Here is a 26,481-nt window from a genome sequence, read left to right as displayed (position 1 = left end):
GCGCGCCGCTCCCGCGAGGAGCGCGCGCGGCCATGGAGACAGAAACAGATGAGTCAAGCGATCGAAGTGAAGGTGCCGGATATCGGCGATTACAAGGACGTGCCGGTCATCGAGATCGGCGTGAAGGTGGGCGATACGGTCGAGCCCGAGCAGTCGCTCGTCACGCTCGAGTCGGACAAGGCGACGATGGACGTGCCGAGCCCGGTCGGCGGCGTCGTGAAGGAAATCAAGGTCAAGGTCGGCGATTCCGTGTCGGAAGGCTCGCTGATCGTCCTGCTCGAAGGCGGCGCAGGCGCCCAGGCGAACGGCGCGGCCGCGCCGGCAGCAGCGCCGGCTCCCGCAGCGGCGCCGGCCGCCGCTGCGCCCGCTGCCGCCCCGGCAGCATCCGGCGGCACGCTGGAAGTGAAGGTGCCCGACATCGGCGACTACAAGGACGTTCCGGTGATCGAGATCGGCGTGAAGGTCGGCGACACGGTCGAGAAGGAACAGTCGCTCGTCACGCTCGAATCGGACAAGGCGACGATGGACGTGCCGAGCCCGGCCGCCGGCGTCGTGAAGGACATCAAGGTCAAGGTGGGCGATTCGGTGTCGGAAGGCACGCTGATCGTGCTGCTCGAAGCCGCCGGCGCACCGGCTGCCGCACCGCAGGCCAGCGCACCGGCTCCGGCCGCTGCCGCGCCCGCGCCTGCCGCTGCACCGGCGCCCGCGCCTGCGAAGGCTGCGCCGGCACCGGCAGCCGCCGCCCCGGCCGCCGCGCCGTCGGGCGAATACCGCGCCAGCCACGCATCGCCGTCGGTCCGCAAGTTCGCACGCGAACTCGGCGTCGACGTCGCACGCGTGCAGGGTTCGGGTCCGAAGGGCCGCATTACGAAGGAAGACGTCACGGGCTTCGTGAAGGGCGTGATGACGGGCCAGCGTGCGGCGCCGGGCGCGGCAGCCGCGCCGGCAGGCGGCGGCGAGCTGAACCTGCTGCCGTGGCCGAAGGTCGACTTCTCGAAGTTCGGCCCGTTCGAGGCGAAGCCGCTGTCGCGCATCAAGAAGATCTCGGGCGCGAACCTGCATCGCAACTGGGTGATGATCCCGCACGTCACGAACAACGACGAAGCGGACATCACCGAGCTCGAGGCGCTGCGCGTCCAGCTGAACAAGGAGCACGAAAAGGCGGGCGTGAAGTTCACGATGCTCGCGTTCGTGATCAAGGCAGTCGTCGCCGCGCTGAAGAAATTCCCGACCTTCAACGCGAGCCTCGACGGCGACAACCTCGTGTTCAAGCAGTACTTCCACGTCGGTTTCGCGGCCGATACGCCGAACGGCCTCGTCGTGCCGGTGATCCGCGATGCGGACAAGAAGGGCCTCGTCGACATCGCGAAGGAAATGAGCGACCTGTCGAAGGCCGCGCGCGAAGGCAAGCTGAAGCCGGACCAGATGCAGGGCGGCTGCTTCTCGATCTCGTCGCTCGGCGGGATCGGCGGGACGAACTTCACGCCGATCATCAACGCGCCGGAAGTGGCGATCCTCGGGTTGTCGCGCGGCCAGATGAAGCCGGTGTGGGACGGCAAGCAGTTCGTGCCGCGTCTCATGCTGCCGCTGTCGCTGTCGTATGACCATCGCGTGATCGATGGCGCGGAAGCCGCGCGGTTCAATGCGTATCTCGGCGCGTTGCTCGGCGATTTCCGTCGCATCATTCTTTGATGAGCGGGGAGGTGGCTCGCGGGGGCGTGGGTTTGTTGTTGGTTCTCTACGCCCTTTCGTTGAACCTGTTGCGCTAACGGTCTGCTAGCGTCGCCCCTGCGCGGGGCGGCGGTCACTTTTCTTTGTCTTCCAAAGAAAAGTAACCAAAAGAAAGGCGCGTCCTTGGGCGGACGGCAAAGGTGGTCATGCCCAGGGTTGTGGTTTTTGCCCGGCCGTAGTCAGGTTCTTTCGCGGGTTCCTCCCCCTCTGTCTGCAGTCAATCAAGAAGGGGACAGTCATGAGTCTCATCGAAGTCAAGGTTCCGGATATCGGCGATTTCAGCGGCGTCGATGTCATCGAAGTCAACGTGAAACCCGGCGACGTGATCGAAAAAGAGCAAACGCTCATCACGCTCGAATCCGATAAAGCCTCCATGGAAGTGCCCAGCGACGTCGCCGGCACCGTCAAGGAAGTCAAGGTCAAGGCCGGCGAGAAAGTCTCGCAAGGCACCGTCATCGCCATCGTCGAAGCATCGGCAGGCGCAGCCGCGCCCGCACCCGCGAAAGCACCCGAAGCGCCGAAGGCCGCAGCAGCTGCACCGGCCCCGGCCGCCGCGCCGGCACCCGCGCCGCAAGCCGGCAGCTACAGCGGCGCGGCCGACATCGAGTGCGACATGCTCGTGCTCGGCGCCGGCCCCGGCGGTTACTCGGCCGCGTTCCGCGCGGCCGACCTCGGCATGAAGACCGTGCTCGTCGAACGCTACTCGACGCTCGGCGGCGTGTGCCTGAACGTCGGTTGCATCCCGTCGAAGGCACTGCTGCATACGTCGCTCGTCGTCGAGGAAGCCGCGGCGCTCGCGTCGCACGGCATCACGTTCGGCAAGCCGCAAGTCGATCTCGACAAGCTGCGCGACTTCAAGGGCGGCGTCGTCAAGAAGCTGACGACGGGCCTCGCCGGCATGGCGAAGGCACGCAAGGTCGAAGTGGTGACCGGCGTCGGCGCGTTCGTCGATCCGTTCCACATGGAAGTGCAGGGCGAAAACGGCAAGAAGGTCGTCAAGTTCAAGCAGGCGATCATCGCCGCGGGCTCGCAGGCCGTGAAGCTGCCGTTCATGCCGGAAGACCCGCGCGTCGTCGATTCGACGGGCGCGCTCGAACTGCGCCAGCTGCCCAAGCGCATGCTCGTGATCGGCGGCGGCATCATCGGCCTCGAAATGGCCACGGTGTACTCGACGCTCGGCGCCGAGATCGACGTCGTCGAAATGATGGACGGCCTGATGATGGGCGCCGACCGCGATCTCGTGAAGGTCTGGGAAAAGTACAACGCGAAGCGCTTCGGCAACGTGATGCTGAAGACCAAGACGGTCGGCGCGGAAGCGAAGGAAGACGGCATCTACGTGAAGTTCGAGGGCGAGAAGGCGCCGGCGGAAGCGCAGCGCTACGACCTCGTGCTCGTCGCGGTGGGCCGCAGCCCGAACGGCAAGAAGATCGGTGCCGACAAGGCCGGCGTCGCGGTTACGGATCGCGGCTTCATCGAGGTCGACAAGCAGATGCGCACGAACGTGCCGCACATCTTCGCGATCGGCGATATCGTCGGCCAGCCGATGCTCGCGCACAAGGCCGTGCACGAAGGCCACGTTGCCGCGGAAGCCGCGCACGGCGAGAAGGCGTACTTCGACGCGCTGCAGATTCCGTCGGTGGCCTACACCGATCCGGAAGTGGCGTGGGCCGGCAAGACGGAAGACCAGTGCAAGGCCGAAGGCATCAAGTACGGCAAGGCCGTGTTCCCGTGGGCCGCTTCGGGCCGTGCGATCGCGAACGGCCGCGACGAAGGCTTCACGAAACTGATCTTCGACGAGGAAACCCATCGCGTGATCGGCGGCGCGATCGTCGGCCTGAACGCGGGCGACCTGATCAGCGAAGTGTGCCTCGCGGTCGAGATGGGCGCGGACGCGGAAGACATCGGCAAGACGATCCATCCGCACCCGACGCTCGGCGAATCTGTCGGCATGGCCGCCGAGCTGTACGAAGGCGTCTGTACGGACCTGCCGCCGCAGCGCAAGAAGTAACGCGAACGGCGCGGCCGGCCACGCGCCGGCCCGAAAAAAACGCCGCCGCCCGGATCATCCGGGCGGCGGCGTTTTCTTTGGTGTGCGCGCGACAGGCTAGAAGGCGGAGCGCCGTTGCCGCTCGCCCACGCCCCCATGTTCCGGCGCCAGAAACGAAAAAGCCGCGCTGGGCGCGGCTCTTTCAGGAGCAGGGGACGCTTACGCGGCCGGCTTGCTCGAACGACGTGCGGCAGCGGCGGTGGCAGCCTTCGTTGCGACGGCAGCAGCGGCGTTGAAGTTCGTTTCAGCGATTTCGACCGCTTGCTTCGTGGCCTTCTGAACCGTTTCGTACGTGGTGTTCGCAGCGTTCAGTGCCGACTTCAGTGCGGCGACAGCCGTTTCCGAACCGGCCGGGGCGTTCTTCGCGACGTTGTCGACGAGCGCCTGGACCTTCTTGTTCTGCTCTTCGAATTGCGCTTCGGCAACCTTCGCGAATTCGGCTTGCGTCGACGACGCGATTTCGTACAGGTGACGGCCGTACGACAGCACCTTTTCCGCGACCGGCTGCGACAGGCTCGCCTGCAGCGCGATCAGTTCCTGCGCGTCCTTCACCGACAGCAGACGCTGCGCGTTTTCCTGGCCCTCGGCCAGCGTCGACTTCACGACCTGCAGGTTGAGTTCGATCAGCTTTTCGACGCCTTCGAACGCCTTGGTCGTCAGACCGAACAGGCTTTCGAGGTTGGCTTTCTGGGCGGCGGCGATTTGCTCGGGGGTCAGCAAGGACATGTCAAGCTCCTGAAAAGCGATCGCGTCGATCGCAGGGTAAAGGGCACTACGCTGGGGAACTTCGGCGATGCGTGCTTTGTGCAACGCAGCAATGAGGCCTATTTTAGGGCAGAGAAAACGGATGTCAAGTATTTTTTGTGCGTTGCACAATCGCGACAAATTATCGATAAAACAACGAGTTATCGTAGCGGTTCGGAATCGGTTTCAGGCTTGTTCCCAGATGGTGCGCACGACGGCGGGGCAAGCGCGCCGCACCATGATCACGCACAGGTAAACCTGACAGGCCCATGGAACGTTATCCTTCTGTTCCTGTCGAAAAGCGCGCCGTTTCGATGCGCGTGCCGTGGCGACGTGCCGCCGCCACGGTCGAGGCCGGCGCCTTTGGCACGCCGAGCGCCGGATACGTACTTTCCCCGCTTTAAATTGCCTCCGAAGTGACGTTATCTCAATTAACCGTGTGGTAATCGGGAGACGGGCGCTGTCGGGCAGCGCATCCCATGGATTTTTTCGATGGGAGCGGAAGGGTCGATTGGCCGGAGGTTGGCCGACCCTTACATTCCGGTTTAACGACGATCGGTAAGTGCCTAATATTGCTCTTTTTTTCAGCTTTAACTACACTTGCGGAAACCTCCCGCCCGCTTTGTCCAGACCCCAATGAAAGCCGAATCGTTTTCACCGCGCAGATTGTTGCAGAGCATGACGCTCGGCACGGCTGTGTCGGTCGCAGTCGCGTTGCTGGCGACCACCGCGTCCGTCACGCCTGCCGATGCCTTCGCCGCCACTGCGAAGACCCAAGCCGCCAAGAAAAAAGCCGTCGCTCCTGCTTCGTCAGCGAAGAAGAAGTCGGCCAAGGCGACCCCCGATAAATCCGCCAAGGTCGCCGCGGCCGATGCGCCGCGCGCGAAAGCGTCGCGAAAGCGCGTGACGCTCGCGGCGAACAACGTGCACGGCGGCCATCGCGGCGCGGTGCGCAAGGTCGCGTTCCAGCCGCGCCGTCCGACGGTCGGCCAGGCGTTCGGCCTGCACGACACGCCCGACGCGCTCGCGCTGCGCTCCAGCGTCGCGTACGTCGTCGACCAGAATTCCGGCGAGCCGCTGTTCGACAAGAATTCGCACGCGGTCGTGCCGATCGCGTCGATTTCGAAGCTGATGACGGCGATGGTCGTGCTCGACTCGAAGTCGCCGATGACCGACCAGCTCGAAGTCACCGACGAAGACCGCGACTACGAGAAGGGCACGGGCTCGCGCCTGTCGGTCGGCTCGGTGCTGTCGCGCGAGGACATGCTGCACATCGCGCTGATGGCGTCGGAAAACCGTGCGGCCGCCGCGCTGTCGCGTTATTACCCGGGCGGCCGTCCGGCGTTCATCGCGGCGATGAACGCGAAGGCGAAGTCGCTCGGCATGACCGATACGCACTTCGAGAATTCGACCGGCCTGTCGAGCTCGAACGTGTCGAGCGCGCGCGATCTCGTGAAGATGGTCAATGCGGCGTACCAGTACCCGATGATCCGCCAGTTCTCGACCGATCGTACCTACGAGGTGTACACGGGCAAGCGCAACCTGGTCTACAACAGCACCAACGCGCTGATCCGCGGCAACGGCTCGTGGGACATCGGCCTGCAGAAGACGGGCTTCATCAACGAAGCGGGCGAATGCCTGGTGATGCAGGCGACGATCCACGGCCGGCCGATGGTGATGGTGCTCCTCGATTCGTTCGGCAAGTACTCGCGCTTCGCCGACGCGTCGCGCTTGCGCAACTGGCTCGATGCCGGCGGCGGCGAACGCCTGACGGCGGCCAACACGCCGAGCGGCGGCACCTGATCGTGTGCGGCGGTTCGCCGCCGTATCGATCGCCGCAACGAAAAAGCCCCGCAATCGCGGGGCTTTTTTCGTCCGGCGACACACCGGAGCGGGAACCGGGCCGACGGCGCGGCTTACGCCTGCCGTTGCAACCCGTCCACGTCCTTCTCGGGCGCCGGCCGGTAGCCGAGCGATTCCGAGATGGTGAGCGCCGTGCGGCTCAACTGGCCGAGCCACGCGTCCTGCAGGCGGTCGGCCGGCGCCGACAGCGACAGGCCCGCGACGAGCTTGCCCGAATCGTCGTAGATGCCGGCCGCGATACAGCGCACGCCGAGCTCGAGCTCCTCGTTGTCGCGCGCGCACGATTGCTGGCGGACGATCGTCAGCTCGCGCTCGAGCTTCGCGATGTCGGTGATGCTGTTCTGCGTATGGCCGGACAGCCCCGTGCGCGTCGCATAGGCACGCACGCGCGACGTTTCGTCGGCCGCGAGGAACAGCTTGCCGACCGACGTGAGGTGCAGCGGCGCGCGGCCGCCGATCGCGCGGACGACCTGCATGCCCGAGCGCTCGGAGTACGCGCGCTCGATATAGACGATCTCGTCGCCCTGGCGCACCGACAGGTTCACGGTCTGCCCGGTGAGGCGGTGCAACTCGCGCATCGGCATCAGCGCCGCATCGCGCACCGACAGGCGCGCCTTCACGAGATTGCCGAGCTCGAGCAGCCGCATGCCGAGGCGGTAGGTGCCGGGATCGGAGCGGTCGACCAGGCGGCAGGTCACCATGTCGTTGAGGATGCGGTGCGCGGTCGACGGGTGCAGCTCCGTGCGCTGCGCAAGTTCCTTCAGGCTGACCGGGTCACTGTGCGCGGCGAGCGCGTCCAGCAACCGCATCATGCGTTCGATCACCTGGATCGACGTTTTTGAATCCGGGGTGGGTTGGCTCATGTCGGGGGAGGAATCGGTTGACGCGTCAAGCGGTGTTGCAACGATTGTATCTCGTATTGTGAAAAAAGCGAACGCCGTTCGAGGAAGTCCTCGTTTCGCGCAGTGCGGGCTTGCGCGCGGGCCGGCGTTGGTCTTGCTGGCCAAACGTCGGATAATGAGAGCCGTTTTCTCGAAGGAGCACGTATGCGAGTCGGTTTGTTCGTCACCTGCCTGGTCGACCTGATGCGCCCCGAAATCGGCTTTTCGGCGCTCAAGCTGATTCGCGACGCCGGCTACGAGGTGATCGTGCCGCCCGCGCAGACCTGCTGCGGCCAGCCGGCCTACAACTCGGGCGACCGTGCGCTCGCGCGCGATCTCGCGGAAAAGACGCTGCGCGAATTCGAGCAGTTCGATTACGTCGTCGCGCCGTCGGGTTCGTGCGGCGGGATGATCCGCGCGCACTACGGCGACCTGTTCCGAGACGACCCCGAACTGATGGGGCGCTACACGCGATTCCAGCAGAAAGTCCACGAACTGACCGATTTCCTCGCGAACGTCGCGAAGGTGTCGCTCGCGCCGGGCGAATTCGCCGGGCCGGTCACCTATCACGATTCATGCTCGGGCCTGCGCGAGCTCGGCGTGAAGGCGCAGCCGCGCGCGCTGCTCGCGCAGCGCGGCGTCGCGGTGACCGAGATGAAGGATTGCGAGCACTGTTGCGGCTTCGGCGGCACGTTCGCGGTCAAGTACGGCGACATCTCGGCGGCCATCGCGGACGAGAAATGCGCGAACGTGCGCGCGTCGGGCGCGGGCACCGTCGTGCTCGGCGATCTCGGCTGCATGCTGAACATCGAAGGGCGGTTGCGCCGCACCGGCGACCGCGACACGCGCGTGCTGCACGTCGCGCAGGTGCTGGCGGGCGACGTCTGACGCCCGGTTCCGCTCACTTTTCCCCGATACCGCGATGCAAGTCCAATCGATGCATTTCAAGGCGCGCGCCGGCCAGAAGCTGGCCGACCAGCGCCTGCAGCAGAACCTGAAGAAGCTGTCGACGAAGTTCGTGTCCGCCCGCGCCGACGCGATGACCCTGATCGACTTCCCGGCCACGCGCGCCGCGCTCAAGGCGCGCCGCAACCGCGCGCTCGAGCATCTCGACGTGTGGCTCGAGGCATTCGAGCGCGAGGCGACGCGGCGCGGCACGACGGTCCTGTTTGCCGAGACGACCGCGGACGCCGCGCGGCTCGTGGCCGACATCGCGCGCCGGCACGACGTGAAGAAGGTCATCAAGACCAAGTCGATGGTGTCCGAGGAAATGCGCCTGAACGCGGTGCTCGCGGAGATGGGCGTGCAGTCGATCGAGACGGACCTCGGCGAATACATCCTGCAGATCAACGACAACGAGCCGCCGAGCCACATCATTGCGCCCGTCGTGCACAAGGACAAGGACGAGATCGCCGACCTGTTCGCGCGCACGCACCGGCGCGAGCGGCTCACCGAGATTCCGGACATGACGCGCGAGGCGCGCGAGGTGCTGCGCCCGCATTTCATGTCGGCCGACATGGGCGTGACGGGCGGCAATTTCGTGATCGCGGAGACGGGCTCGGTCGCGATCGTGACGAACGAAGGGAACGAGGGCATGTGCACGGTCATGCCGCGCGTGCATGTCGCGGTGACGGGCATCGAGAAGGTGCTGCCGACGCTCGAGGATCTCGCGACCGCGATGCGGCTGCTGCCGCGCTCCGCGACCGGGCAGAAGACGTCGAACTACTTCTCGCTGCTGACCGGGCCGCGCGGGCCGGGCGACGAGGACGGCCCCGAGCACAACTACGTGGTGCTCGTCGACGGCGGCCGCACCGGCCTGATCGGCGGCGAATTCCAGGAGATGCTGCGCTGCATCCGCTGCGGCGCGTGCATGAACCATTGCCCGGTGTACCAGAAGGTCGGCGGTCATGCGTACGGCTGGGTCTATCCGGGGCCGATGGGCTCGGTGCTGACGCCGAGCTACGTCGGGCTCGACCGCACGCTCGACCTGCCGCAGGCCGCGACGCTGTGCGGCGAATGCGACAGCGTCTGTCCGGCCGGGATTCCGTTGTCGCACCTGCTGCGCACGCTGCGCGAGAAGCAGGTCGAGCGCCATCTGCGGCCGTGGCGCGAGCGGGCGGCGCTCGCCGCGTGGGGTTTCTTCGCCCGGCGGCCGATGCTGTATGCGCTGACGACCAAGCTCGCCGTGCGCATCCTCGAACGGCTGGGCGGCAACGGCGGCACGTTGCGGCGCCTGCCGATGATGGGCGGCTGGATGGACACGCGCGACATGCCGACGCCGACCGGGCGCACGTTCCGCGAGCTGTACGCGGCGTCGCAAAGTCACCTCGGCTGACACTGTTCAGCGGGCAGCAACAGTGCGTTCGCTATTTGTATATTTATCTCGATAGATGCGGTCTATAGAATCTCGTCTGTAGTCCCCGGAATTGGGTTTCGGGGTACGAGGTCAAGGAGGTCCGCATCATGAAAAAGACAATATCGATGTACTGGCCGCTGGCAATCGTGGTCCCGCTGGCAGCGGTTGCCTATCTGCATGCGACGGCCGGTGCGCCGTCGCGCGGCCCGCTCGCGGTTCACCAGGCGTCCGCCGAACTGGCGCGCGCGGTGTCGTTCGGGCTGGTCGGCGACGCGGCGACGCCGCTGCCGGCGGCATCCGGCGAGATTGCGCTCGCTGCGCCGAAGGCGCTGTAAGGCATGGCGCCGTCGCTTGGCGCGGCGGCGCGATTCCGGTCGCCTTTGTATAATGGCGTGTTCTTCTCCCACGCGGTCCGCCGCGGCTTTCCGATAGTGCGATGACCCGCGTTGCGATCTGTTTCGTCTGTCTCGGCAACATCTGCCGTTCGCCCACCGCGGAAGGGGTGATGCGCCACCAGGTCGACGCGGCCGCGCTGGCCGACCGGATCGCGATCGATTCGGCCGGCACCGGCGACTGGCACGTGGGCGAGCCACCCGATACGCGCGCGCAGGCGGCCGCCCGGAGCCGCGGCTACGATCTGTCGGCGCTGCGCGCGCGGCAGGTGAGCGCGGCGGATTTCGAGCGGTTCGATCTGCTGCTCGCGATGGACGAGGCGAATCTCGCCGAACTGCGCCGCCGTTGCCCGCCGCAGCATCGCGACAAGGTGCGTCTGCTGATGGAGTTCGCGCCGGGCGCGACCGAAACCGAAGTGGCCGATCCGTATTTCGGCGGTGCGCAGGGCTTCGAACAGGTGCTCGACCAGGTCGAGCGCGCGTGCGCGGGCCTGCTGGAGACGCTCCGGGCCCGCACGGCGCGCTGATCGCACGGTATTCAGCGGTCTGCGAATACCCTTTCAAAGACATGGATACTTGACTAAAAACGTCAAATATTTATACTTGACCAAAATCGTCAAGATTGCAGTCCCCTAGACACCATGAGACTCACCACCAAAGGCCGTTTCGCCGTCACGGCGATGATTGACTTGGCACTGCGCCAGGAGCAGGGCCCGGTGACGCTTGCAGGCATCAGCCAGCGCCAGCGGATTTCGCTCTCGTATCTCGAACAGCTGTTCGGCAAGCTGCGCAGGCATGAAATCGTCGAATCCGTGCGCGGCCCGGGCGGCGGCTACAACCTCGCGCGTCGCGCGCAGGACGTCACCGTTGCCGACATCATCATCGCGGTCGATGAACCGCTCGACGCCACGCAGTGCGGCGGCAAAGGCACGTGCGACGGCTCGAAGCAGCCCGACGGCCATTGCATGACGCACGAGCTGTGGTCGACGCTGAACCAGAAGATGGTCGAATACCTCGATTCGGTGTCGCTGCAGGATCTCGTCGATCAGCAGCGCGCACGCGAGGGCGCCCCCGCGGTGCTGCGCGATCGTCGCGCGCCCGAGCCCGTCGCCGCACCGGCCGAGCCCGCGCGCACGATGCCGCTCGGCCCCAATTCGGTGTTCAACATCGCGAGTTCGTGAGCGCGAAGGCGCCCGCCATACCCCATAACGCACATAGTCCCTGCACAGAATACCCGGAGCGACAGATGACCCAAGAGACTCTCCACCTGCCCATCTATATGGATTACAGCGCGACGACGCCGGTCGATCCGCGCGTGGTCGACAAGATGGTGCCGTACCTGCGCGAGCAGTTCGGCAACCCGGCGTCGCGCAGCCACGCCTATGGCTGGGACGCGGAGCGTGCGGTCGAGGAAGCACGCGAGCAAGTGGCCGCGCTCGTGAACGCGGATCCGCGCGAGATCATCTGGACGTCCGGCGCCACCGAGTCGGACAACCTCGCGATCAAGGGCGCCGCGAACTTCTACAAGGGCAAGGGCAAGCACATCATCACGGTGAAGACCGAGCACAAGGCCGTGCTCGATACGTGCCGCGAGCTCGAGCGCGACGGTTTCGAAGTCACCTACCTCGACGTGAAGGATGACGGCCTGATCGATCTCGACGTGTTCAAGGCCGCGCTGCGCCCGGACACGATCCTCGTGTCGGTGATGCACGTGAACAACGAGATCGGCGTGATCCAGGACATCGAGACGATCGGCGAGATCTGCCGCGAGAAGGGCATCGTGTTCCACGTTGATGCCGCGCAGTCGACCGGCAAGGTTGCGATCGATCTCGCGAAGCTGAAGGTCGACCTGATGTCGTTCTCGGCCCACAAGACCTACGGCCCGAAGGGCATCGGTGCGCTGTACGTGCGCCGCAAGCCGCGCGTGCGCATCGAGGCGCAGATGCACGGCGGCGGCCACGAACGCGGCATGCGTTCGGGCACGCTGCCGACGCACCAGATCGTCGGCATGGGCGAAGCGTTCCGTATCGCCCGCGAGGAAATGGCGACCGAGAACGAGCGCATCCGCATGCTGCGCGACAAGCTGCTGCGCGGCCTGTCGCAGATCGAGGAAACCTACGTGAACGGCGACATGGATCACCGTGTCCCGCACAACCTGAACATCAGCTTCAACTTCGTCGAAGGCGAGTCGCTGATCATGGCGATCAAGGACGTCGCGGTGTCGTCGGGCTCCGCGTGCACGTCGGCGTCGCTGGAGCCGTCGTACGTGCTGCGGGCGCTCGGCCGCAACGACGAACTCGCGCACAGCTCGATCCGCTTCACGGTCGGCCGCTTCACGACGGAGCAGGAAGTCGACTTCGTGATCGATCTGCTGAACAGCAAGATCGCGAAGCTGCGCGAACTGTCGCCGCTCTGGGAAATGCACCAGGAAGGCATCGATCTGTCGACGATCGAATGGGCCGCACACTGATACCGCATTGAATGCAACCGCGGGCGGATTGACGCACGCAGACGTAACGAGTCAAGGAGTCTGAGTCATGTCTTACAGCAACAAGGTTCTGGATCACTACGAAAACCCGCGCAACGTCGGTTCGTTCGCGAAGGACGACGACACGGTCGGCACGGGCATGGTCGGCGCGCCGGCTTGCGGCGACGTGATGAAGCTGCAGATCCGCGTCGGCGCGGACGGCGTGATCGAAGACGCGAAGTTCAAGACTTACGGTTGCGGTTCGGCGATCGCATCGAGCTCGCTCGTCACCGAATGGGTGAAGGGCAAGACGCTCGACGAGGCACTGTCGATCAAGAACACGCAGATCGCCGAGGAACTCGCGCTGCCGCCGGTGAAGATTCACTGCTCGATCCTCGCGGAAGACGCGATCAAGGCAGCCGTGGCCGACTACAAGAAGCGCCACGACACCAAGGAAGGCGATCAGGCAGCAGCCTGAGCGGCACCGAGCGGCTAGGGAAGGAAACGCGGTGCCTCCGGGTGGGGCGCCGCGGCAAGGACATCATGGCAATTACACTGACCGAAAAAGCAGCACAGCACGTGCAGAAATACCTCGTCCGTCGCGGTAAGGGTATGGGCCTGCGGCTTGGCGTTCGCACGACCGGGTGCTCGGGACTCGCGTACAAGCTCGAGTATGTCGACGAGCTGGCGCCCGAGGATCAGGTGTTCGAGAGCCATGGCGTGAAGGTCATCGTTGACCCGAAGAGCCTCGCCTATATCGACGGCACCGAGCTCGACTTCGCCCGCGAAGGCCTGAACGAAGGGTTCAAGTTCAACAACCCGAACGTGAAGGACGAGTGCGGGTGCGGGGAATCGTTCCGCGTGTGACGCGGCGCGCTCCGCGCGATGCGGGCAAGAGGCGGCACGGGCCGCCTTTTTAATGTGCGGCGTTTGCCGCGCGACGAACCGGAATTGAACGCGACGATGGTTTCGCTGAAAGACAGCCATTTCGACCTGTTTCACCTGCCGGCGCAATTCGCGCTCGACGAGACGGCGCTCGACGCCGCCTACCGGACGGTGCAGACGCAGGTGCATCCGGACCGCTTCGCGGCGGCCGGCGACGCGCAAAAGCGTATCGCGATGCAATGGGCCACCCGCGCGAACGAGGCGTACCGCACGCTGCGCGATCCGCTGAAGCGCGCGTCCTATCTGCTGTCGCTGCGCGGCGTCGACATCGGCGCGGAAAACAACACGGCGATGGAGCCTGCGTTCCTGATGCAGCAGATGGAGTGGCGCGAGGGCATCGAGGATGCCGCGGCCGCCCGCAACGTCGACGCGCTCGATGCGTTGCTCGCCGAGTTGCGCGACGAGAAGCGCATGCGCGTCGAGCGCCTCGGCACGCTGCTCGACAGCGGCGCCGACCAGGCCGCCGCGGAAGCCGTGCGTCAGCTGATGTTCATCGAACGGGTCGCGTCGGAAGTGGGCGCGCAGATCGAGCGCCTCGAAACTTAACCGCGTGCCTTGCGGCACGCGCAGCAAACGGGCCGAGCGCCCGAACGAACCAAGATGGCTTTACTGCAAATTTCCGAACCGGGCATGGCGCCGGCGCCGCACCAGCGGCGACTCGCCGTCGGGATCGATCTCGGCACGACGAACTCGCTCGTCGCCGCCGTGCGCAACAGCGTGCCTGAAGTACTGCCGGACGAAGCGGGCCGCGTGCTGCTGCCGTCCGTGGTCCGTTATCTCGAGAAGGGCGGCCGCCGCATCGGCCACGAAGCGAAGGAGCAAGCCGCGACCGATCCGCGCAACACGATCGTGTCGGTCAAGCGCTTCATGGGCCGCGGCAAGGCCGAGGTCGAAGGCGCGGCGAACGCGCCGTACGAATTCGTCGATGCGCCGGGCATGGTGCAGATCCGCACGATCGACGGTGTGAAGAGCCCGGTGGAGGTGTCGGCCGAGATTCTCGCGACGCTGCGTTATCGCGCGGAAGACACGCTCGGCGACGAGCTGGTCGGTGCGGTGATCACGGTGCCCGCGTATTTCGACGATGCGCAGCGCCAGGCGACCAAGGATGCCGCGCGTCTCGCGGGCCTCAACGTGCTGCGCCTGCTGAACGAACCGACTGCCGCGGCGATCGCCTACGGTCTCGACAACGCGGCCGAAGGTCTTTACGCGGTGTACGATCTCGGCGGCGGCACGTTCGACCTGTCGATCCTGAAGCTGACGAAGGGCGTGTTCGAGGTGCTGGCCGCGGGCGGCGATTCCGCGCTCGGCGGCGACGATTTCGACCACGCGCTGTTCGACCATGTGCTCGCGCAGGCCGGTATCGACGCGAAGACGCTCGCGCCCGAAGACGTGCGCCTGCTGCTCGATCGCGTGCGCGTGCTGAAGGAAGCGCTGTCGTCGGCGCCCGAAGCGGCGCTCGACGTAACGCTGTCGAGTGGCGCGCACCTGGCGCAGACGATTTCGCACGACACGTTCGCATCGCTCGTCGAGCCGCTCGTGCAGCGCACGCTCACGCCGACCCGCAAGGCGCTGCGCGATGCGCAGGTCACGCCGGCCGACATCAAGGGCGTCGTGCTCGTCGGCGGCGCGACGCGCATGCCGGTGATCCGCGACGCGGTCGCGAAGTATTTCGGCCAGCCGCCGCTCGTGAACCTCGATCCGGACCAGGTCGTCGCGCTCGGCGCGGCGATCCAGGCCGATCTGCTCGCGGGCAATCGCGGCACCGGCGACGACTGGTTGCTGCTCGACGTGATTCCGCTGTCGCTCGGGGTCGAGACGATGGGCGGCCTCGTCGAGAAGATCATTCCGCGCAACTCGACGATTCCGATCGCGCGTGCGCAGGAATTCACGACCTTCAAGGACGGCCAGACCGCGATGGCGATTCACGTCGTGCAGGGCGAGCGCGAGCTCGTGGCCGACTGCCGGTCGCTCGCGCGCTTCGAGCTGCGCGGCATTCCGCCGATGACGGCGGGCGCCGCGCGCATTCGCGTGACCTATCAGGTCGACGCGGACGGCCTGTTGTCGGTATTTGCACGCGAGCAGCAGTCGGGCGTCGAGGCATCGGTCGTCGTGAAGCCGTCGTACGGCCTCGGCGATGACGACATCGCGAAGATGCTGGAAGACAGCTTCAAGACCGCCGAAATCGACATGCGCGCCCGCGCGCTGCGCGAAGCGCAGGTCGAGGCCCAGCGGATGCTCGAGGCGACGCAGGCCGCGCTGGCGGCCGACGGCGAACTGCTCGATGCCGACGAGCGCGCGCAGGTCGACGCGCTGGCCGATGCCTTGCGCGCGGTCGCGCAGGGCGACGATACGAATGCGATCGAAGCGGCGACCAAGGCGCTGGCCGACGGCACCGACGAATTCGCGGCGCGCCGGATGGACAAGAGCATCAAGCGCGCGCTGTCGGGCCGCCGGCTCGACGAGATCTGAATCCACGAACCGCGCATCGGCCGGCAACGGCCTGCGCGATGATGAACCGTGCGGCGCGTCGCGCCGCACCCTGACTGACGGAACGGACATGCCTCAACTGGTGGTGCTGCCTCACGTCGAACTGTGCCCGGATGGCGCAGTGATCGACGCGACGCCCGGCAAGAGTATCTGCGACAACCTGCTCGATCACGGGATCGAGATCGAGCATGCATGCGAGAAGTCGTGCGCATGCACGACGTGCCACGTGGTGATCCGCGAGGGCTTCAACGATCTGACGCCGTCCGAGGAGGACGAGGACGATCTGCTGGACAAGGCGTGGGGCCTCGAGCCGACGTCGCGCCTGTCGTGCCAGGCGATCGTGAAGGAAGATTCGGACCTGGTGGTCGAGATCCCGAAGTACTCGATCAACCACGCGAAGGAAAACCACTGACCGAAACCGGAGGCAGGCGATGAAATGGACCGATTCGCGTGAAATAGCCATTGCGCTGGCGGACAAGCACCCCGACATCGACCCGCAGCGGATCAACTTCGTCGACCTGCGCCAGTGGGTGCTCGAGCTCGACGGCTTCGACGACGATCCGACGCACTCGGGCGAGAAGATCCTCGAGGCGATCCAGGCACACTGGATCGACGAATCGGATTTCGACGACGAGGACTGACCGACCGGCCAGCGGGTGCGCGGCAACGGTTACGCCGCGCCCATGAAAAACGGCTCGTGAGCGTTTGCTCACGAGCCGTTTGCGTTTTCGGCGAGCCCGCACACGACAAGCGGGCAGGGGCGCTGGCACTAGATGATCCGCTTCAAGCGCCGACCAGCGTGCCGTTCTCGATCCGCACGCGCTGACCCTGGCCGAACGGCGGCGGGTTGCGGTACGTGAACGTGCGGGTCGCGCCGCTTTCCATCTGCACTTGCACCTGATAGTCGGTTTCCGCGCGAACCTGCTTCTCGACCTGGTTGCCGGCGAGGCCACCGCCCAGCGCGCCGATGATCGTCATCGCGGTGCGGCCGTTGCCGTGGCCGAACTGGTTGCCGAGCAGGCCGCCGGCCGCCGCGCCGCCCACGGCGCCGATCCCCGAGCTCTGGCCCGGCGTGCGCATCTGCGTGATCGACACGACCGTGCCGCAACTCTGGCAGTAGGTTTGCGCAGGCGCCGACGGCTGCTGCGCGTATTGCGGCGGTTGCGGGGCGGTCGTGTGACGGCGGTGCGGCGCAGCCGGGCGCGGCGCGGGCTTCGGCTCGGCCTGCGCGACGGCGGCCTTCTGCTGCGCGGCGGCTTGCTCCGCGGCCTGCCGCTGCGCTTGCGCGGCCAGCGCGGCGCTGGCGGCCGCGGCCGTATCGACGGCCGGCTGCGACGCGATCAGCGCGGCCTGGGTCTGGCCGTTCTGTTCGTTGCTGCTGGTGGCTTTCGGGAAGACGCCCGTGATCGCTGCCGTCGCCGCGAGGCTGGCGACGATGACGGCGCCCGCCGCGGTGGCGATGAGCGGGTGGAGGCGTTGCTTTTGCGGCGTGGTCTGAGTCTGGTTGTCCATTTTCTTCTCCAAGGTCGATCCGGATCGGCGCGCTGCACCGGAGCAGGATCCCACGCTCGGGAGCGAGCAGACTTGGCGTTCCTGCGCCTCGTTCTGGTCCCGTGGTCATGCGTGGTGACGCAAAAGGAGTGTCGTCCACCGCCAGACGGCGCGCCGTATCAAGGTGTAACGAATTGCAGCGGGGCATTGGCGGCCGTTTCCGGGAAAACCCGGAGAAGCGCGTCGCGACGAGGGAATAAAACGGGGAAGGATCGAGGGCCGGCAGACGCCGGCTGGCGGGATTTACGCGTCGTTACAAAGCCGACGCGTGCGCGCCACGGGGCGCGGCGCACACGCGGTCGCGGCCGTCAGTCTTCGCGGCGCAGATGCGGGAACAGCAGCACGTCGCGGATCGTCGGGCTGTCGGTCAGCAGCATCACGAGACGGTCGATGCCGATCCCGCAGCCGCCGGTCGGGGGCATCCCGTATTCGAGCGCGCGGATGTAGTCGGCGTCGAAGAACATCGCTTCCTCGTCGCCCGCATCCTTCTGCTCGACCTGCTTCTTGAAGCGCGCGGCCTGGTCTTCCGGATCGTTCAGCTCCGAGAAGCCGTTCGCGATCTCGCGGCCGGTCATGAACAGCTCGAAACGCTCGGTGATGCCCGGCACCGTATCCGATGCGCGTGCGAGCGGCGACACCTCGACCGGGTAGTCGATGATGAACGTCGGTTCCCACAGCTGCGCTTCGGCCGTTTCCTCGAACAGCGCGAGTTGCAGCGCGCCGATGCCGGCGTTCAGGAACGCCGGCTGCGACACGTCGACGCCGAAGCGCTTCAGCTCGGTGCGCAGGAACGCGTCGTCCGACAGCTGGCCGTCGGTGTAGTCCGGTGCGTACTTCTGGATCGCCTGCGTGATCGTCAGGCGATGGAACGGCTTCGCGAGGTCGAGCTCGCGGCCCTGGTACTGGATCGTCGCGGTGCCGAGCGCATCGATCGCCGCCTGGCGGATCAGTTGCTCGGTGAAGTCCATCAGCCAGCGGTAGTCGGTGTACGCGGCGTAGAACTCCATCATCGTGAATTCCGGGTTGTGACGCGGCGACACGCCTTCATTCCGGAAATTGCGGTTGATCTCGAACACACGCTCGAAGCCGCCGACGATCAGGCGCTTCAGGTACAGCTCCGGCGCGATACGCAGGAACATCTGCATGTCGAGCGCATTGTGATGCGTGACGAACGGCTTCGCGGCCGCGCCGCCCGGGATCGGGTGCAGCATCGGCGTCTCGACTTCCATGAAGTCGGCGTTGTCCATGAACTTGCGGATCGACGCGATCGTCTTCGTGCGGGCGCGGAACGTGTCGCGCGTTTCCGGCGTGACGATCAGGTCGACGTAGCGCTGGCGATAGCGCATTTCCTGGTCGGACAGGCCGTGGAACTTGTCCGGCAGCGGCCGCAGCGCCTTCGACAGCAGGCGCAGCTCCTTGCACTGGACCGACAGCTCGCCCTTGTTGGTGCGGAACAGCACGCCGCGCGCGGCGACGATGTCGCCGAGGTCCCACTTCTTGAACGCGTCGTAGGTCTCGGCGCCGACGTCGTTCGGCGTCACGAAGAACTGGATCTGGCCCGAGCCGTCCTGCACCGTCGCGAAGCTCGCCTTGCCCATCACGCGCTTGAGCATCATGCGGCCGGCGACCGACACCTCGACCGGGTTCGCTTCGAGCGCGGCCTTGTCCGAATCGGCGAATTTCGCCTGCAGGTCGGCTGCGTGGTGCTCGGGGCGGAAGTCGTTCGGGTAGGCGACGCCTTGCTCGCGCAACGCGCGCAGCTTCTCGCGGCGCTCGGCGATGATCTGGTTTTCGTCCGCCGTGACGGCGGGCTGCGTTTGGGTCGGTTCGGTCATGATGGTCGGAATTCGGAGTGGGGTGCGGCAACGCAAACGGAAAGGGCGGCGCGGGCCGGCCGCGCCGCGGCGCTTACACGCCCTGTTTGAGGCTCGCGCTGATGAAGTCGTCGAGATCGCCGTCGAGCACCGCCCGCGTGTTGCTCATTTCGACGTTCGTGCGCAGGTCCTTCACGCGGCTCTGGTCGAGCACGTACGAGCGGATCTGGTGGCCCCAGCCCACATCGGTCTTGCTCGATTCGAGCTTGTCCTGCTCGGCCTGGCGCTTGCGCATTTCGACTTCGTACAGGCGCGATTTCAGCATCGCCATCGCTTCGGCGCGGTTGCGGTGCTGCGAGCGGTCGTTCTGGCACTGCACGACGATGCCGGTCGGCATGTGCGTGATCCGCACCGCGGAGTCGGTCTTGTTGATGTGCTGGCCGCCCGCGCCCGACGCGCGGTACGTGTCGATGCGCAGGTCGGCCGGGTTGATCTCGACTTCGATCGAGTCGTCGATTTCCGGATAGACGAACACCGACGAGAACGACGTGTGGCGGCCGCCCGACGAGTCGAACGGCGACTTGCGCACGAGGCGGTGGATGCCCGTTTCGGTGCGCAGGAAGCCGTACGCGTATTCGCCCGTGACCTTGACCGTCGCGTTCTTGATGCCGGCGACGTCGCCGTCGGATTCTTCGAGCACTTCGGCCTTGAAGCCCTTGCGCTCGCAGTAGCGCAGGTACTGGCGCAGCAGCATCGACGCCCAGTCGCATGCCTCGGTGCCGCCGGCGCCGGCCTGGATATCGATGAAGCAGTTGTTCGGATCGGCCGGGTTCGAGAACATCCGGCGGAACTCGATGTCGCCGACGCGCGCTTCGAGCTTCGCGGCGTCTTCTTCCGACGCGAGAAGCGTGTCCTCGTCGCCTTCCTCGCGCGCCAGCTCGAACAGGTCGAGCGCGTCGCGCAGGTCGCTATCGAGCGCGGTGAGCGTCGTGACGACGCCTTCGAGCAGCTTCTTCTCGCGGCCGAGCGCCTGGGCGTTCTTCGAATCGTTCCAGACGTTCGGGTCTTCGAGTTCCTTGTTGACTTCGGTCAGACGCGCAGCTTTGGCGTCGTAGTCAAAGATACCCCCGAAGCTCGCCCGCGCGATTGCGCAGGTCGAGCAGGGAGCTTTCGATCGCGTTGAGACGTTCCGCTTCCATGATCGTTCGCTGTTCCGGCTTCGTAAAAAAGCGGAATTATAGCCGATCGGCGGGGTTGCCCGGTGACGCAAACGGTGCTCGCACGCGTGTCGACGGCCCCATCCGGCGCGGCGCGCACGCGTGCGGCGGCGCGGTGGCGGACGGTCGGCCCGCTCAGCCGGCCGCGTGTTCGACGATCAGCTGCACGCGCGTGACGCCGTTCCACGTATCGGCGACGAGCCGGTACGCGACCAGCGCGCTCGCCGGCAGCGGCTCGGTGTGGTTGAACCAGATCGCGTTGAAGCGCTGACGGCCGCGCGCCAGCTGCAGCTTCAGGTGCTTTTCCTTCACGAGCGACTGCGACACGACGTCGAATTCGCCCGAGAAAAGCGGGGCCGGAAACCCTTGCCCCCAGACGGCTTCGTCGAGCAGGCCGACGAACTGCGGCGTGAAGTACGCGTCCTCGAGTTCGCCGTCGGTCTCGATCACGCGGGCGAGCGCATCGTCGGACAGCCATTCGCGTGCGACGGCCTCGAACGCGGCCGCGAAGCGCGGCACGTTGTCGGTGTCGAGCGTGAGGCCGGCCGCCATCGCGTGGCCGCCGAACGCGACGATCAGGTCCGGTTCGCGTTTCGACACGAGGTCGAGCGCGTCGCGCAGGTGGAAGCCGGCGATCGACCGTCCCGACCCCTTGACCCGCCGGCCTTCGTCGTCGGCGTGCGCGAACGTGAACGACGGGCGGTGGAATTTCTCCTTGAGCCGGCCGGCGACGATGCCGATCACGCCCTGGTGCCACGCGGGATTGAACAGCGTGATCGTGCATGCGTCGGCCGGATCGACGTCGGCGAGATCGGCGAGCGCCTGCTGCTGCATGCCGGCCTCGATTTCGCGGCGCTCGCGGTTCATCACGTCGAGCTGTTGCGCGAGATCCCACGCGCGGCCGATGTCGTCGGTGATCAGGCATTCGATGCCGAGCGACATGTCGGATAGCCGCCCGGCGGCGTTCAGGCGCGGGCCGAGGCCGAAGCCGAGGTCGAAGCCCGACGCGGTGCGCGCTTCGCGCCCGGCGGCGCGGAACAGCGCGGCGATGCCCGGCTGCATGCGGCCGTTGCGGATGCGCTGCAGCCCCTGCGCGACCAGCACGCGGTTGTTGCCGTCGAGCCGCACGACGTCGGCGACGGTGCCGAGCGCGACGAGGTCGAGCAGGCCGTCGAGGCGCGGCTCGGCTTCCTTGCTCGCGAACGCGCCGCGGCGGCGCAGTTCCGCGCGCAGCGCGAGCAGCACGTAGAACATCACGCCGACGCCGGCGAGGTGTTTGCTCGGGAACGCGCAGCCGGGCTGATTCGGGTTGACGATCGCGCGCGCGGCGGGCAGCGCGTCGCCCGGCAGGTGGTGGTCCGTCACGAGCACGTCGATGCCGCGCGCGTTCGCGGCTTCGACGCCGGCGACGCTCGCGATCCCGTTGTCGACGGTGATCAGCAGGTCGGGTTGGCGCGCGGCCGCGAGTTCGACGATCTCGGGCGTGAGGCCGTAGCCGTATTCGAAGCGGTTCGGCACCAGGTAGTCGATCTGCGCGCCGAACATCCGCAGGCCGCGCACCGCGACCGCGCAGGCGGTCGCGCCGTCGCAGTCGTAGTCGGCGACGACCAGCAGGCGCCGCTTGTCGGCGATCGCGTCGGCGAGCAGCACCGCCGCATCGGCGCAGCCTTTCAGCTCGGTGGGCGGAACGAGGCGCGCGAGCGCGGTCTCGATGTCGACGGGCGACTGCACGCCGCGCGACGCGTACAGGCGCGCGAGGACGGGGTGCAGACCGTGGCGCGCAAGCGCTTCGGCGTCGGCGGGCGCGACGGGGCGGGTAACGATCCGGGTCATTCGGGGTCTGCTGGTTATTCGAACAGGGAGGCGAGCGCGCGGCGGCGCCAGAACTTGCGCAGGTCGCCGCGCGTCGCGTGCAGCGTCACGGAGCTCGTGTCGCCGCACAGCGTGACATCGACGGCCGCCAGCTCGCCGTTCTGCAGCGCGGCGAGCGCCGGCGCGAACCAGTCGCGCTCGAGCGCGGCGAGCCGGTCGTGCCAGCGCGCCCAGTCCTGCTCGATGAACGGGGTGGTCAGCGCCGGCAGCTCGACGAGCGTCGCGCCATCAGTGGCCGGCAGCGCGCCGAACGTCGCGGGCGGGCGGGCGGCTTCGGTTTGCGCGGCGCGTGCGAGGCCGAGCGCGGCGGGCGACGCGGACAGCACGCGCGCGAACGGCTTGCCGACCGGCTTCAGCGTGCCTTGCGCATGGAACCAGATCGAATTGACGGCCGGCAGCCCACGCGCCTCGCGGGCTTCGTTGACCGGATGCTGGAACCACGCCATCTGCACTTCGTTCTGCAGTTTCATCCACATCCGCGAGCGCTCGCCCGTATGCGCCTCGTGCGGCAGCCAGATCTCGATGTTGCGGCCGCTGGCGCGCAGCGGCGCGGCGCCGGCGAGGCGCGCGAGCTGGTCGCTCGACAGATACCAGCGCGCCGGGTTCGGCGCTTCGAGCCGCACGCCGAGCTCCTCGATCAGCGGCCGCGCGACCGCGAGCAGCGCGGCCGCGTCGCCGTCGTCGAGCGCGAGGGCGGCCGGATCGACGAGCACCAGGTGATCGTGCGCGATTTCGACGTGCACGGGCTCGACGCACGCCCATGCGTGCGTGCCGGGATCGCCACCGTCGGCCAGCAGCATGTAGGGCGCGAGCGGCGCCTCGTCCGCGGCGTTGCCGTGGGTGGCGCCGAACCGGCTCGCCAGCCAGCGCTCGTGCGGCAGCGTGCGCTGGAAGTCCTCGCCGGCCACGCGCTCGACGAGGCTCGCGCGGGCGAGCAACTTCTGGAGCGCGGGGCTGTCCAGCGTGTGCAGGGACGAGGCCGCATCGGCCGCCGACGGCAGCGCGAACGGAACGAGAAAATGGAGGCGTCGGTCGTGCATGATGGTGCGCATTGTATGGCAAACTGCGCGCGTGATCGGGCCGGCTGACGGCCCGATCGCGTCCGGCGGCCGTTTTTCGACCGTGCCCGGGCTGCCGGCCGCCACCCGGCGGCGGTCCGGCCGCGGCGCGCTTCCCGCCGTAACCAGCAGAAAGGATTCGCTTGAAACTTCCGTACGAATGGCAGATCGGCTGGCGCTACACGCGCGCCGGCAAACGCACGACCGGCAACGGCTTCATTTCCTTCATCGCGCTCGTCTCGATGCTCGGGATCGCGCTCGGCGTCGCGGCGCTGATCGTCGTGCTGTCGGTGATGAACGGCTTCCAGAAGGAAGTGCGCGACCGCATGCTGTCGGTGCTCGCGCACGTCGAGGTGTTCTCGCCGACGGGCTCGATGCCCGACTGGCAACTGACCGCGCAGGAAGCGCGCCGCAATCCGTCGGTGATCGGCGCGGCGCCGTACGTCGACGCGCAGGCGCTGCTCACGCGCCAGGACGCGGTGAGCGGCGTGATGCTGCGCGGCGTCGAGCCGTCGCTCGAGCCGCAGGTGTCCGACATCGGCAAGGACATGAAGGCCGGCCAGCTCGGCGCGCTCGTGCCGGGCCAGTTCGGCATCGTGCTCGGCGACGCGCTCGCCGGCAACCTCGGCGTGACGGTCGGCGACAAGGTCACGCTCGTCGCGCCCGAAGGCTCGATCACGCCGGCCGGCATGATGCCGCGGCTGAAGCAGTTCACGGTCGTCGGCGTGTTCGAATCGGGCCACTACGAATACGACAGCACGCTCGCGATGATCAACATCCGCGACGCCGAGGCGCTGTTCCGGATGAGCGCGCCGACCGGCGTGCGGCTGCGGCTCACCGACATGCAGAAGGCGCCGCAGGTCGCGGTCGAGCTGTCGCATACGCTGTCGGGCAGCCTGTACATCCGTGACTGGACCCAGCAGAACAAGACGTGGTTCTCGGCCGTGCAGATCGAGAAGCGGATGATGTTCATCATCCTCACGCTGATCATCGCGGTGGCCGCGTTCAACCTCGTGTCGTCGCTCGTGATGACCGTGACCAACAAGCAGGCCGACATCGCGATCCTGCGCACGCTCGGCGCGCAGCCGGGGTCGATCATGAAGATCTTCGTCGTGCAGGGCGTGACGATCGGCTTCGTCGGCACGGCGTCGGGCGTCGCGCTCGGTTGCCTGATCGCGTGGAGCATCCCGTGGCTGATTCCGATGATCGAGCACCTGTTCGGCGTGCAGTTCCTGCCGCCGTCGGTGTACTTCATCAGCGAGCTGCCGTCCGAACTCGTCGCGAGCGACGTGATCCGGATCGGGCTGATCGCGTTCGCGCTGTCGGCCGTCGCGACGCTCTATCCGAGCTGGCGCGGCGCGAAGGTGAAGCCGGCGGAGGCGCTCCGCTATGAATGACCGCGCGACCGCATTCGCGGATTCACGACAACACAACAGACAGGATTCGGCAGGTATGCAGGAATACGTGCTTCAGGCGCGCGGGATCACGAAGGCGTTCGTGCAGGGCGGCTTCAACGTGCAGGTGCTCAACAACACCGAGCTGACGGTGCGGCGCGGCGAGAAGCTCGCGGTCGTCGGCGCGTCGGGCTCCGGCAAGAGCACGCTGCTGCACGTGCTGGGCGGGCTCGACGAGCCGAGCGCCGGCGAAGTGTCGCTGCTCGGCAAGCCGTTTACGCAGCTCGCCGAGCGCGAGCGCAACGAGCTGCGCAACCGCGCGCTCGGCTTCGTCTACCAGTTCCATCACCTGCTGCCCGAGTTCACCGCGCTGGACAACGTCGCGATGCCGCTGCGCATCCGCCGGATGACGACCGAGGACGCGCGCGCGCAGGCACAGGCGATGCTCGAACGCGTCGGTCTCGGCCCGCGTGCGAAGCACCGGCCGGGCGAGCTGTCGGGCGGCGAGCGGCAGCGCGTCGCGATCGCGCGCGCGCTGGTCACGAAGCCCGCGTGCGTGCTCGCCGACGAGCCGACCGGCAACCTCGACGGCACGACGGCCGACACGGTGTTCAACCTGATGCTCGAACTGTCCGAGACGCTCGAAACGAGTTTCGTGATCGTCACGCACGATCCCGATCTCGCCGCGCGCTGCGACCGCATCATGCGGTTGCGCGACGGCGTGCTGCACGAGGAGCCGGCGCTGCCGGTGTAAAAAAGCAGCGCCTTTTGGGCCGGCCGCCGGTTCGTCCGGCACGGCGCAAGGGCGCGGGACTGCTGCCATGTGGATCGACACGCACTGCCATCTCGATGCCGCCGAGTTCGACGCCGACCGCGACGCGATCGCGCAGGCTGCGCGCGCGGCCGGCGTGTCGCGCATCGTGATCCCGAGCATCGGGCGCGACAACTTCACGACGGTGCGCGAACTCGCGCAGCGCACGCCGGGCGCCGTCTATGCGCTCGGCATTCATCCGATGTACACGCCGCAGGCGCGCGATGCCGACCTCGATCGACTGCGCATGGAGATCGAGGCGAGCCTCGACGATCCGCGTTTCGTCGCGATCGGCGAGATCGGGCTCGACTATTTCGTGCCGGGGCTCGACGAAGACCGGCAGCAGTTCTTCTACCAGGGCCAGCTCAGGCTGGCGCGGGAATTCGACTTGCCGGTGTTGTGCCACGTGCGCAAGTCGCAGGACCGCGTGCTGGCCGGGCTGCGCCGTTTCGGCGTGCGGCGTGGCATCGCGCATGCGTTCAACGGCAGTTTCCAGCAGGCCGAAGCGTATCTGGCGCAGGGACTGCATCTCGGCTTCGGCGGCAACGTGACCTTCACGCGCGCGCGGCAGATTCGCCGGCTCGCCACCGAGTTGCCGCTCGACGCGCTCGTCGTCGAGACCGACGCGCCTGACATCGCGCCCGAATGGGCATACAAATCCCGCAATACGCCCGACCAGGTGCCGCGCATCGGCGTCGTGCTCGCCGAATTGCGCGGCCTCGATACTGGCGAATTGGCCGTCTGCACTTCGGCTAACGCGCTCGCCGCGCTGCCGCGACTCGCACTTTCGTCCGCATAATCGTTGCCGGAAGGCACCTTGTTGGCAGGGTGGCGCCGGGTCGACGAGGAGG

26 protein-coding genes are annotated in these 26,481 nt (G+C 66.9%); 19 read left to right on the top strand and 7 right to left on the bottom strand.

Features of this window, described 5'->3' with window-relative positions:
• Positions 1-48: 48 nt before the first annotated feature.
• Entirely contained in the window at positions 49-1,692 is a 1,644-nt protein-coding gene (gene aceF, locus H0X91_RS04515) for a dihydrolipoyllysine-residue acetyltransferase (RefSeq protein ID WP_012492711.1), read from the top strand.
• A 277-nt stretch (positions 1,693-1,969) separates the two neighbouring features.
• Positions 1,970-3,739, top strand: coding sequence for a dihydrolipoyl dehydrogenase (gene lpdA, locus H0X91_RS04510; protein WP_006481971.1), 1,770 nt, complete (start codon positions 1,970-1,972; stop codon positions 3,737-3,739).
• A gap of 198 nt (positions 3,740-3,937) precedes the next feature.
• Here the strand turns inward: lpdA and H0X91_RS04505 are convergent, their stop codons facing one another.
• A complete protein-coding gene (locus H0X91_RS04505; RefSeq protein WP_006481973.1) occupies positions 3,938-4,504 on the bottom strand; it encodes a phasin family protein in 567 nt (188 codons plus the stop codon).
• 287 nt (positions 4,505-4,791) lie between these two features.
• On the opposite strand from H0X91_RS04505, the gene H0X91_RS35215 reads away from it, so the two are divergent.
• Positions 4,792-4,926, top strand: a complete 135-nt coding sequence (locus tag H0X91_RS35215; RefSeq protein WP_006481977.1) for a hypothetical protein — start codon at positions 4,792-4,794, stop codon at positions 4,924-4,926.
• 232 nt (positions 4,927-5,158) lie between these two features.
• Positions 5,159-6,325 carry a D-alanyl-D-alanine endopeptidase gene (gene pbpG, locus H0X91_RS04500; protein WP_006481981.1) on the top strand — a complete coding sequence of 389 codons (1,167 nt, stop codon included), beginning with the start codon at positions 5,159-5,161 and terminating at the stop codon, positions 6,323-6,325.
• Between the two features lie 113 nt (positions 6,326-6,438).
• Here the strand turns inward: pbpG and H0X91_RS04495 are convergent, their stop codons facing one another.
• Positions 6,439-7,248 (bottom strand): IclR family transcriptional regulator, encoded by an 810-nt coding sequence (locus H0X91_RS04495; RefSeq protein ID WP_006478384.1) that lies wholly within the window; start codon positions 7,246-7,248, stop codon positions 6,439-6,441.
• 183 nt (positions 7,249-7,431) lie between these two features.
• On the opposite strand from H0X91_RS04495, the gene H0X91_RS04490 reads away from it, so the two are divergent.
• From H0X91_RS04490 to iscX, 12 genes are all read left to right on the top strand, one after another.
• A complete protein-coding gene (locus H0X91_RS04490; RefSeq protein ID WP_006481974.1) occupies positions 7,432-8,154 on the top strand; it encodes a (Fe-S)-binding protein in 723 nt (240 codons plus the stop codon).
• Between the two features lie 34 nt (positions 8,155-8,188).
• Positions 8,189-9,601 carry a lactate utilization protein B gene (locus H0X91_RS04485; protein WP_006481975.1) on the top strand — a complete coding sequence of 471 codons (1,413 nt, stop codon included), beginning with the start codon at positions 8,189-8,191 and terminating at the stop codon, positions 9,599-9,601.
• A gap of 128 nt (positions 9,602-9,729) precedes the next feature.
• Complete coding sequence (locus H0X91_RS04480) at positions 9,730-9,957, top strand: hypothetical protein (RefSeq protein WP_006481968.1); 228 nt, start codon at positions 9,730-9,732, stop codon at positions 9,955-9,957.
• Between the two features lie 101 nt (positions 9,958-10,058).
• Positions 10,059-10,541 carry a low molecular weight protein-tyrosine-phosphatase gene (locus H0X91_RS04475; RefSeq protein WP_006481978.1) on the top strand — a complete coding sequence of 161 codons (483 nt, stop codon included), beginning with the start codon at positions 10,059-10,061 and terminating at the stop codon, positions 10,539-10,541.
• Between the two features lie 114 nt (positions 10,542-10,655).
• Complete coding sequence (gene iscR / locus H0X91_RS04470; protein WP_006481969.1) at positions 10,656-11,195, top strand: Fe-S cluster assembly transcriptional regulator IscR; 540 nt, start codon at positions 10,656-10,658, stop codon at positions 11,193-11,195.
• A 65-nt stretch (positions 11,196-11,260) separates the two neighbouring features.
• Complete coding sequence (locus H0X91_RS04465) at positions 11,261-12,484, top strand: IscS subfamily cysteine desulfurase (RefSeq protein WP_006481979.1); 1,224 nt, start codon at positions 11,261-11,263, stop codon at positions 12,482-12,484.
• Positions 12,485-12,551: 67 nt separating this feature from the next.
• Complete coding sequence (iscU, locus tag H0X91_RS04460; protein WP_006481982.1) at positions 12,552-12,959, top strand: Fe-S cluster assembly scaffold IscU; 408 nt, start codon at positions 12,552-12,554, stop codon at positions 12,957-12,959.
• Positions 12,960-13,024: 65 nt separating this feature from the next.
• Entirely contained in the window at positions 13,025-13,348 is a 324-nt protein-coding gene (iscA, locus tag H0X91_RS04455) for an iron-sulfur cluster assembly protein IscA (protein WP_012492710.1), read from the top strand.
• A 96-nt stretch (positions 13,349-13,444) separates the two neighbouring features.
• On the top strand, positions 13,445-13,972 hold the full coding sequence (gene hscB / locus H0X91_RS04450; RefSeq protein ID WP_034201918.1) for a Fe-S protein assembly co-chaperone HscB: 528 nt from the start codon (positions 13,445-13,447) through the stop codon (positions 13,970-13,972).
• Positions 13,973-14,026: 54 nt separating this feature from the next.
• Positions 14,027-15,895: a Fe-S protein assembly chaperone HscA gene (gene hscA / locus H0X91_RS04445; protein ID WP_163125034.1), complete on the top strand. Its 1,869-nt coding sequence runs from the start codon at positions 14,027-14,029 to the stop codon at positions 15,893-15,895.
• 88 nt (positions 15,896-15,983) lie between these two features.
• Positions 15,984-16,325, top strand: a complete 342-nt coding sequence (gene fdx / locus H0X91_RS04440; RefSeq protein WP_006478392.1) for an ISC system 2Fe-2S type ferredoxin — start codon at positions 15,984-15,986, stop codon at positions 16,323-16,325.
• Positions 16,326-16,344: 19 nt separating this feature from the next.
• Positions 16,345-16,554, top strand: a complete 210-nt coding sequence (iscX, locus tag H0X91_RS04435) for a Fe-S cluster assembly protein IscX (protein WP_006478393.1) — start codon at positions 16,345-16,347, stop codon at positions 16,552-16,554.
• A 142-nt stretch (positions 16,555-16,696) separates the two neighbouring features.
• Here the strand turns inward: iscX and H0X91_RS04430 are convergent, their stop codons facing one another.
• The 5 genes from H0X91_RS04430 to H0X91_RS04410 all read right to left on the bottom strand — a co-directional run bounded on the left by H0X91_RS04430 (position 16,697) and on the right by H0X91_RS04410 (position 23,419).
• A complete protein-coding gene (locus tag H0X91_RS04430; RefSeq protein ID WP_006498621.1) occupies positions 16,697-17,425 on the bottom strand; it encodes a glycine zipper 2TM domain-containing protein in 729 nt (242 codons plus the stop codon).
• Between the two features lie 347 nt (positions 17,426-17,772).
• Complete coding sequence (lysS, locus tag H0X91_RS04425; RefSeq protein WP_006485977.1) at positions 17,773-19,299, bottom strand: lysine--tRNA ligase; 1,527 nt, start codon at positions 19,297-19,299, stop codon at positions 17,773-17,775.
• 73 nt (positions 19,300-19,372) lie between these two features.
• A protein-coding gene (prfB, locus tag H0X91_RS04420; RefSeq protein ID WP_012492708.1) for a peptide chain release factor 2 occupies positions 19,373-20,477 on the bottom strand; the annotation gives its coding sequence in 2 pieces (ribosomal slippage) (positions 19,373-20,395 and positions 20,397-20,477; 1,104 coding nt in all).
• 153 nt (positions 20,478-20,630) lie between these two features.
• Positions 20,631-22,328, bottom strand: coding sequence for a single-stranded-DNA-specific exonuclease RecJ (recJ, locus tag H0X91_RS04415; protein WP_006485976.1), 1,698 nt, complete (start codon positions 22,326-22,328; stop codon positions 20,631-20,633).
• Between the two features lie 14 nt (positions 22,329-22,342).
• Positions 22,343-23,419 (bottom strand): hypothetical protein, encoded by a 1,077-nt coding sequence (locus H0X91_RS04410; RefSeq protein ID WP_058901603.1) that lies wholly within the window; start codon positions 23,417-23,419, stop codon positions 22,343-22,345.
• A 149-nt stretch (positions 23,420-23,568) separates the two neighbouring features.
• Here H0X91_RS04410 and H0X91_RS04405 point away from each other — a divergent pair, with 149 nt between their 5' ends.
• The 3 genes from H0X91_RS04405 (at position 23,569) to H0X91_RS04395 (ending at position 26,429) form a co-directional block, all read left to right on the top strand.
• Positions 23,569-24,822 carry a lipoprotein-releasing ABC transporter permease subunit gene (locus H0X91_RS04405; RefSeq protein ID WP_006483000.1) on the top strand — a complete coding sequence of 418 codons (1,254 nt, stop codon included), beginning with the start codon at positions 23,569-23,571 and terminating at the stop codon, positions 24,820-24,822.
• The gene (lolD, locus tag H0X91_RS04400) at positions 24,815-25,573 is read left to right on the top strand and encodes a lipoprotein-releasing ABC transporter ATP-binding protein LolD (protein ID WP_077175848.1); all 759 of its coding nucleotides are present in this window, start codon (positions 24,815-24,817) and stop codon (positions 25,571-25,573) included. Before H0X91_RS04405 ends, lolD begins: the two co-directional genes overlap by 8 nt.
• A gap of 67 nt (positions 25,574-25,640) precedes the next feature.
• Positions 25,641-26,429, top strand: a complete 789-nt coding sequence (locus tag H0X91_RS04395; RefSeq protein WP_006498624.1) for a TatD family hydrolase — start codon at positions 25,641-25,643, stop codon at positions 26,427-26,429.
• The last annotated feature ends 52 nt before the right edge of the window (positions 26,430-26,481 follow it).

Source organism: Burkholderia sp. 9777_1386 (genome assembly GCF_015712265.1).
Taxonomy (GTDB): Bacteria; Pseudomonadota; Gammaproteobacteria; order Burkholderiales; family Burkholderiaceae; genus Burkholderia; species Burkholderia cenocepacia.
Note: the sequence above shows the minus strand (reverse complement) of the source record. Positions and strands in the feature narration are given on the sequence as shown.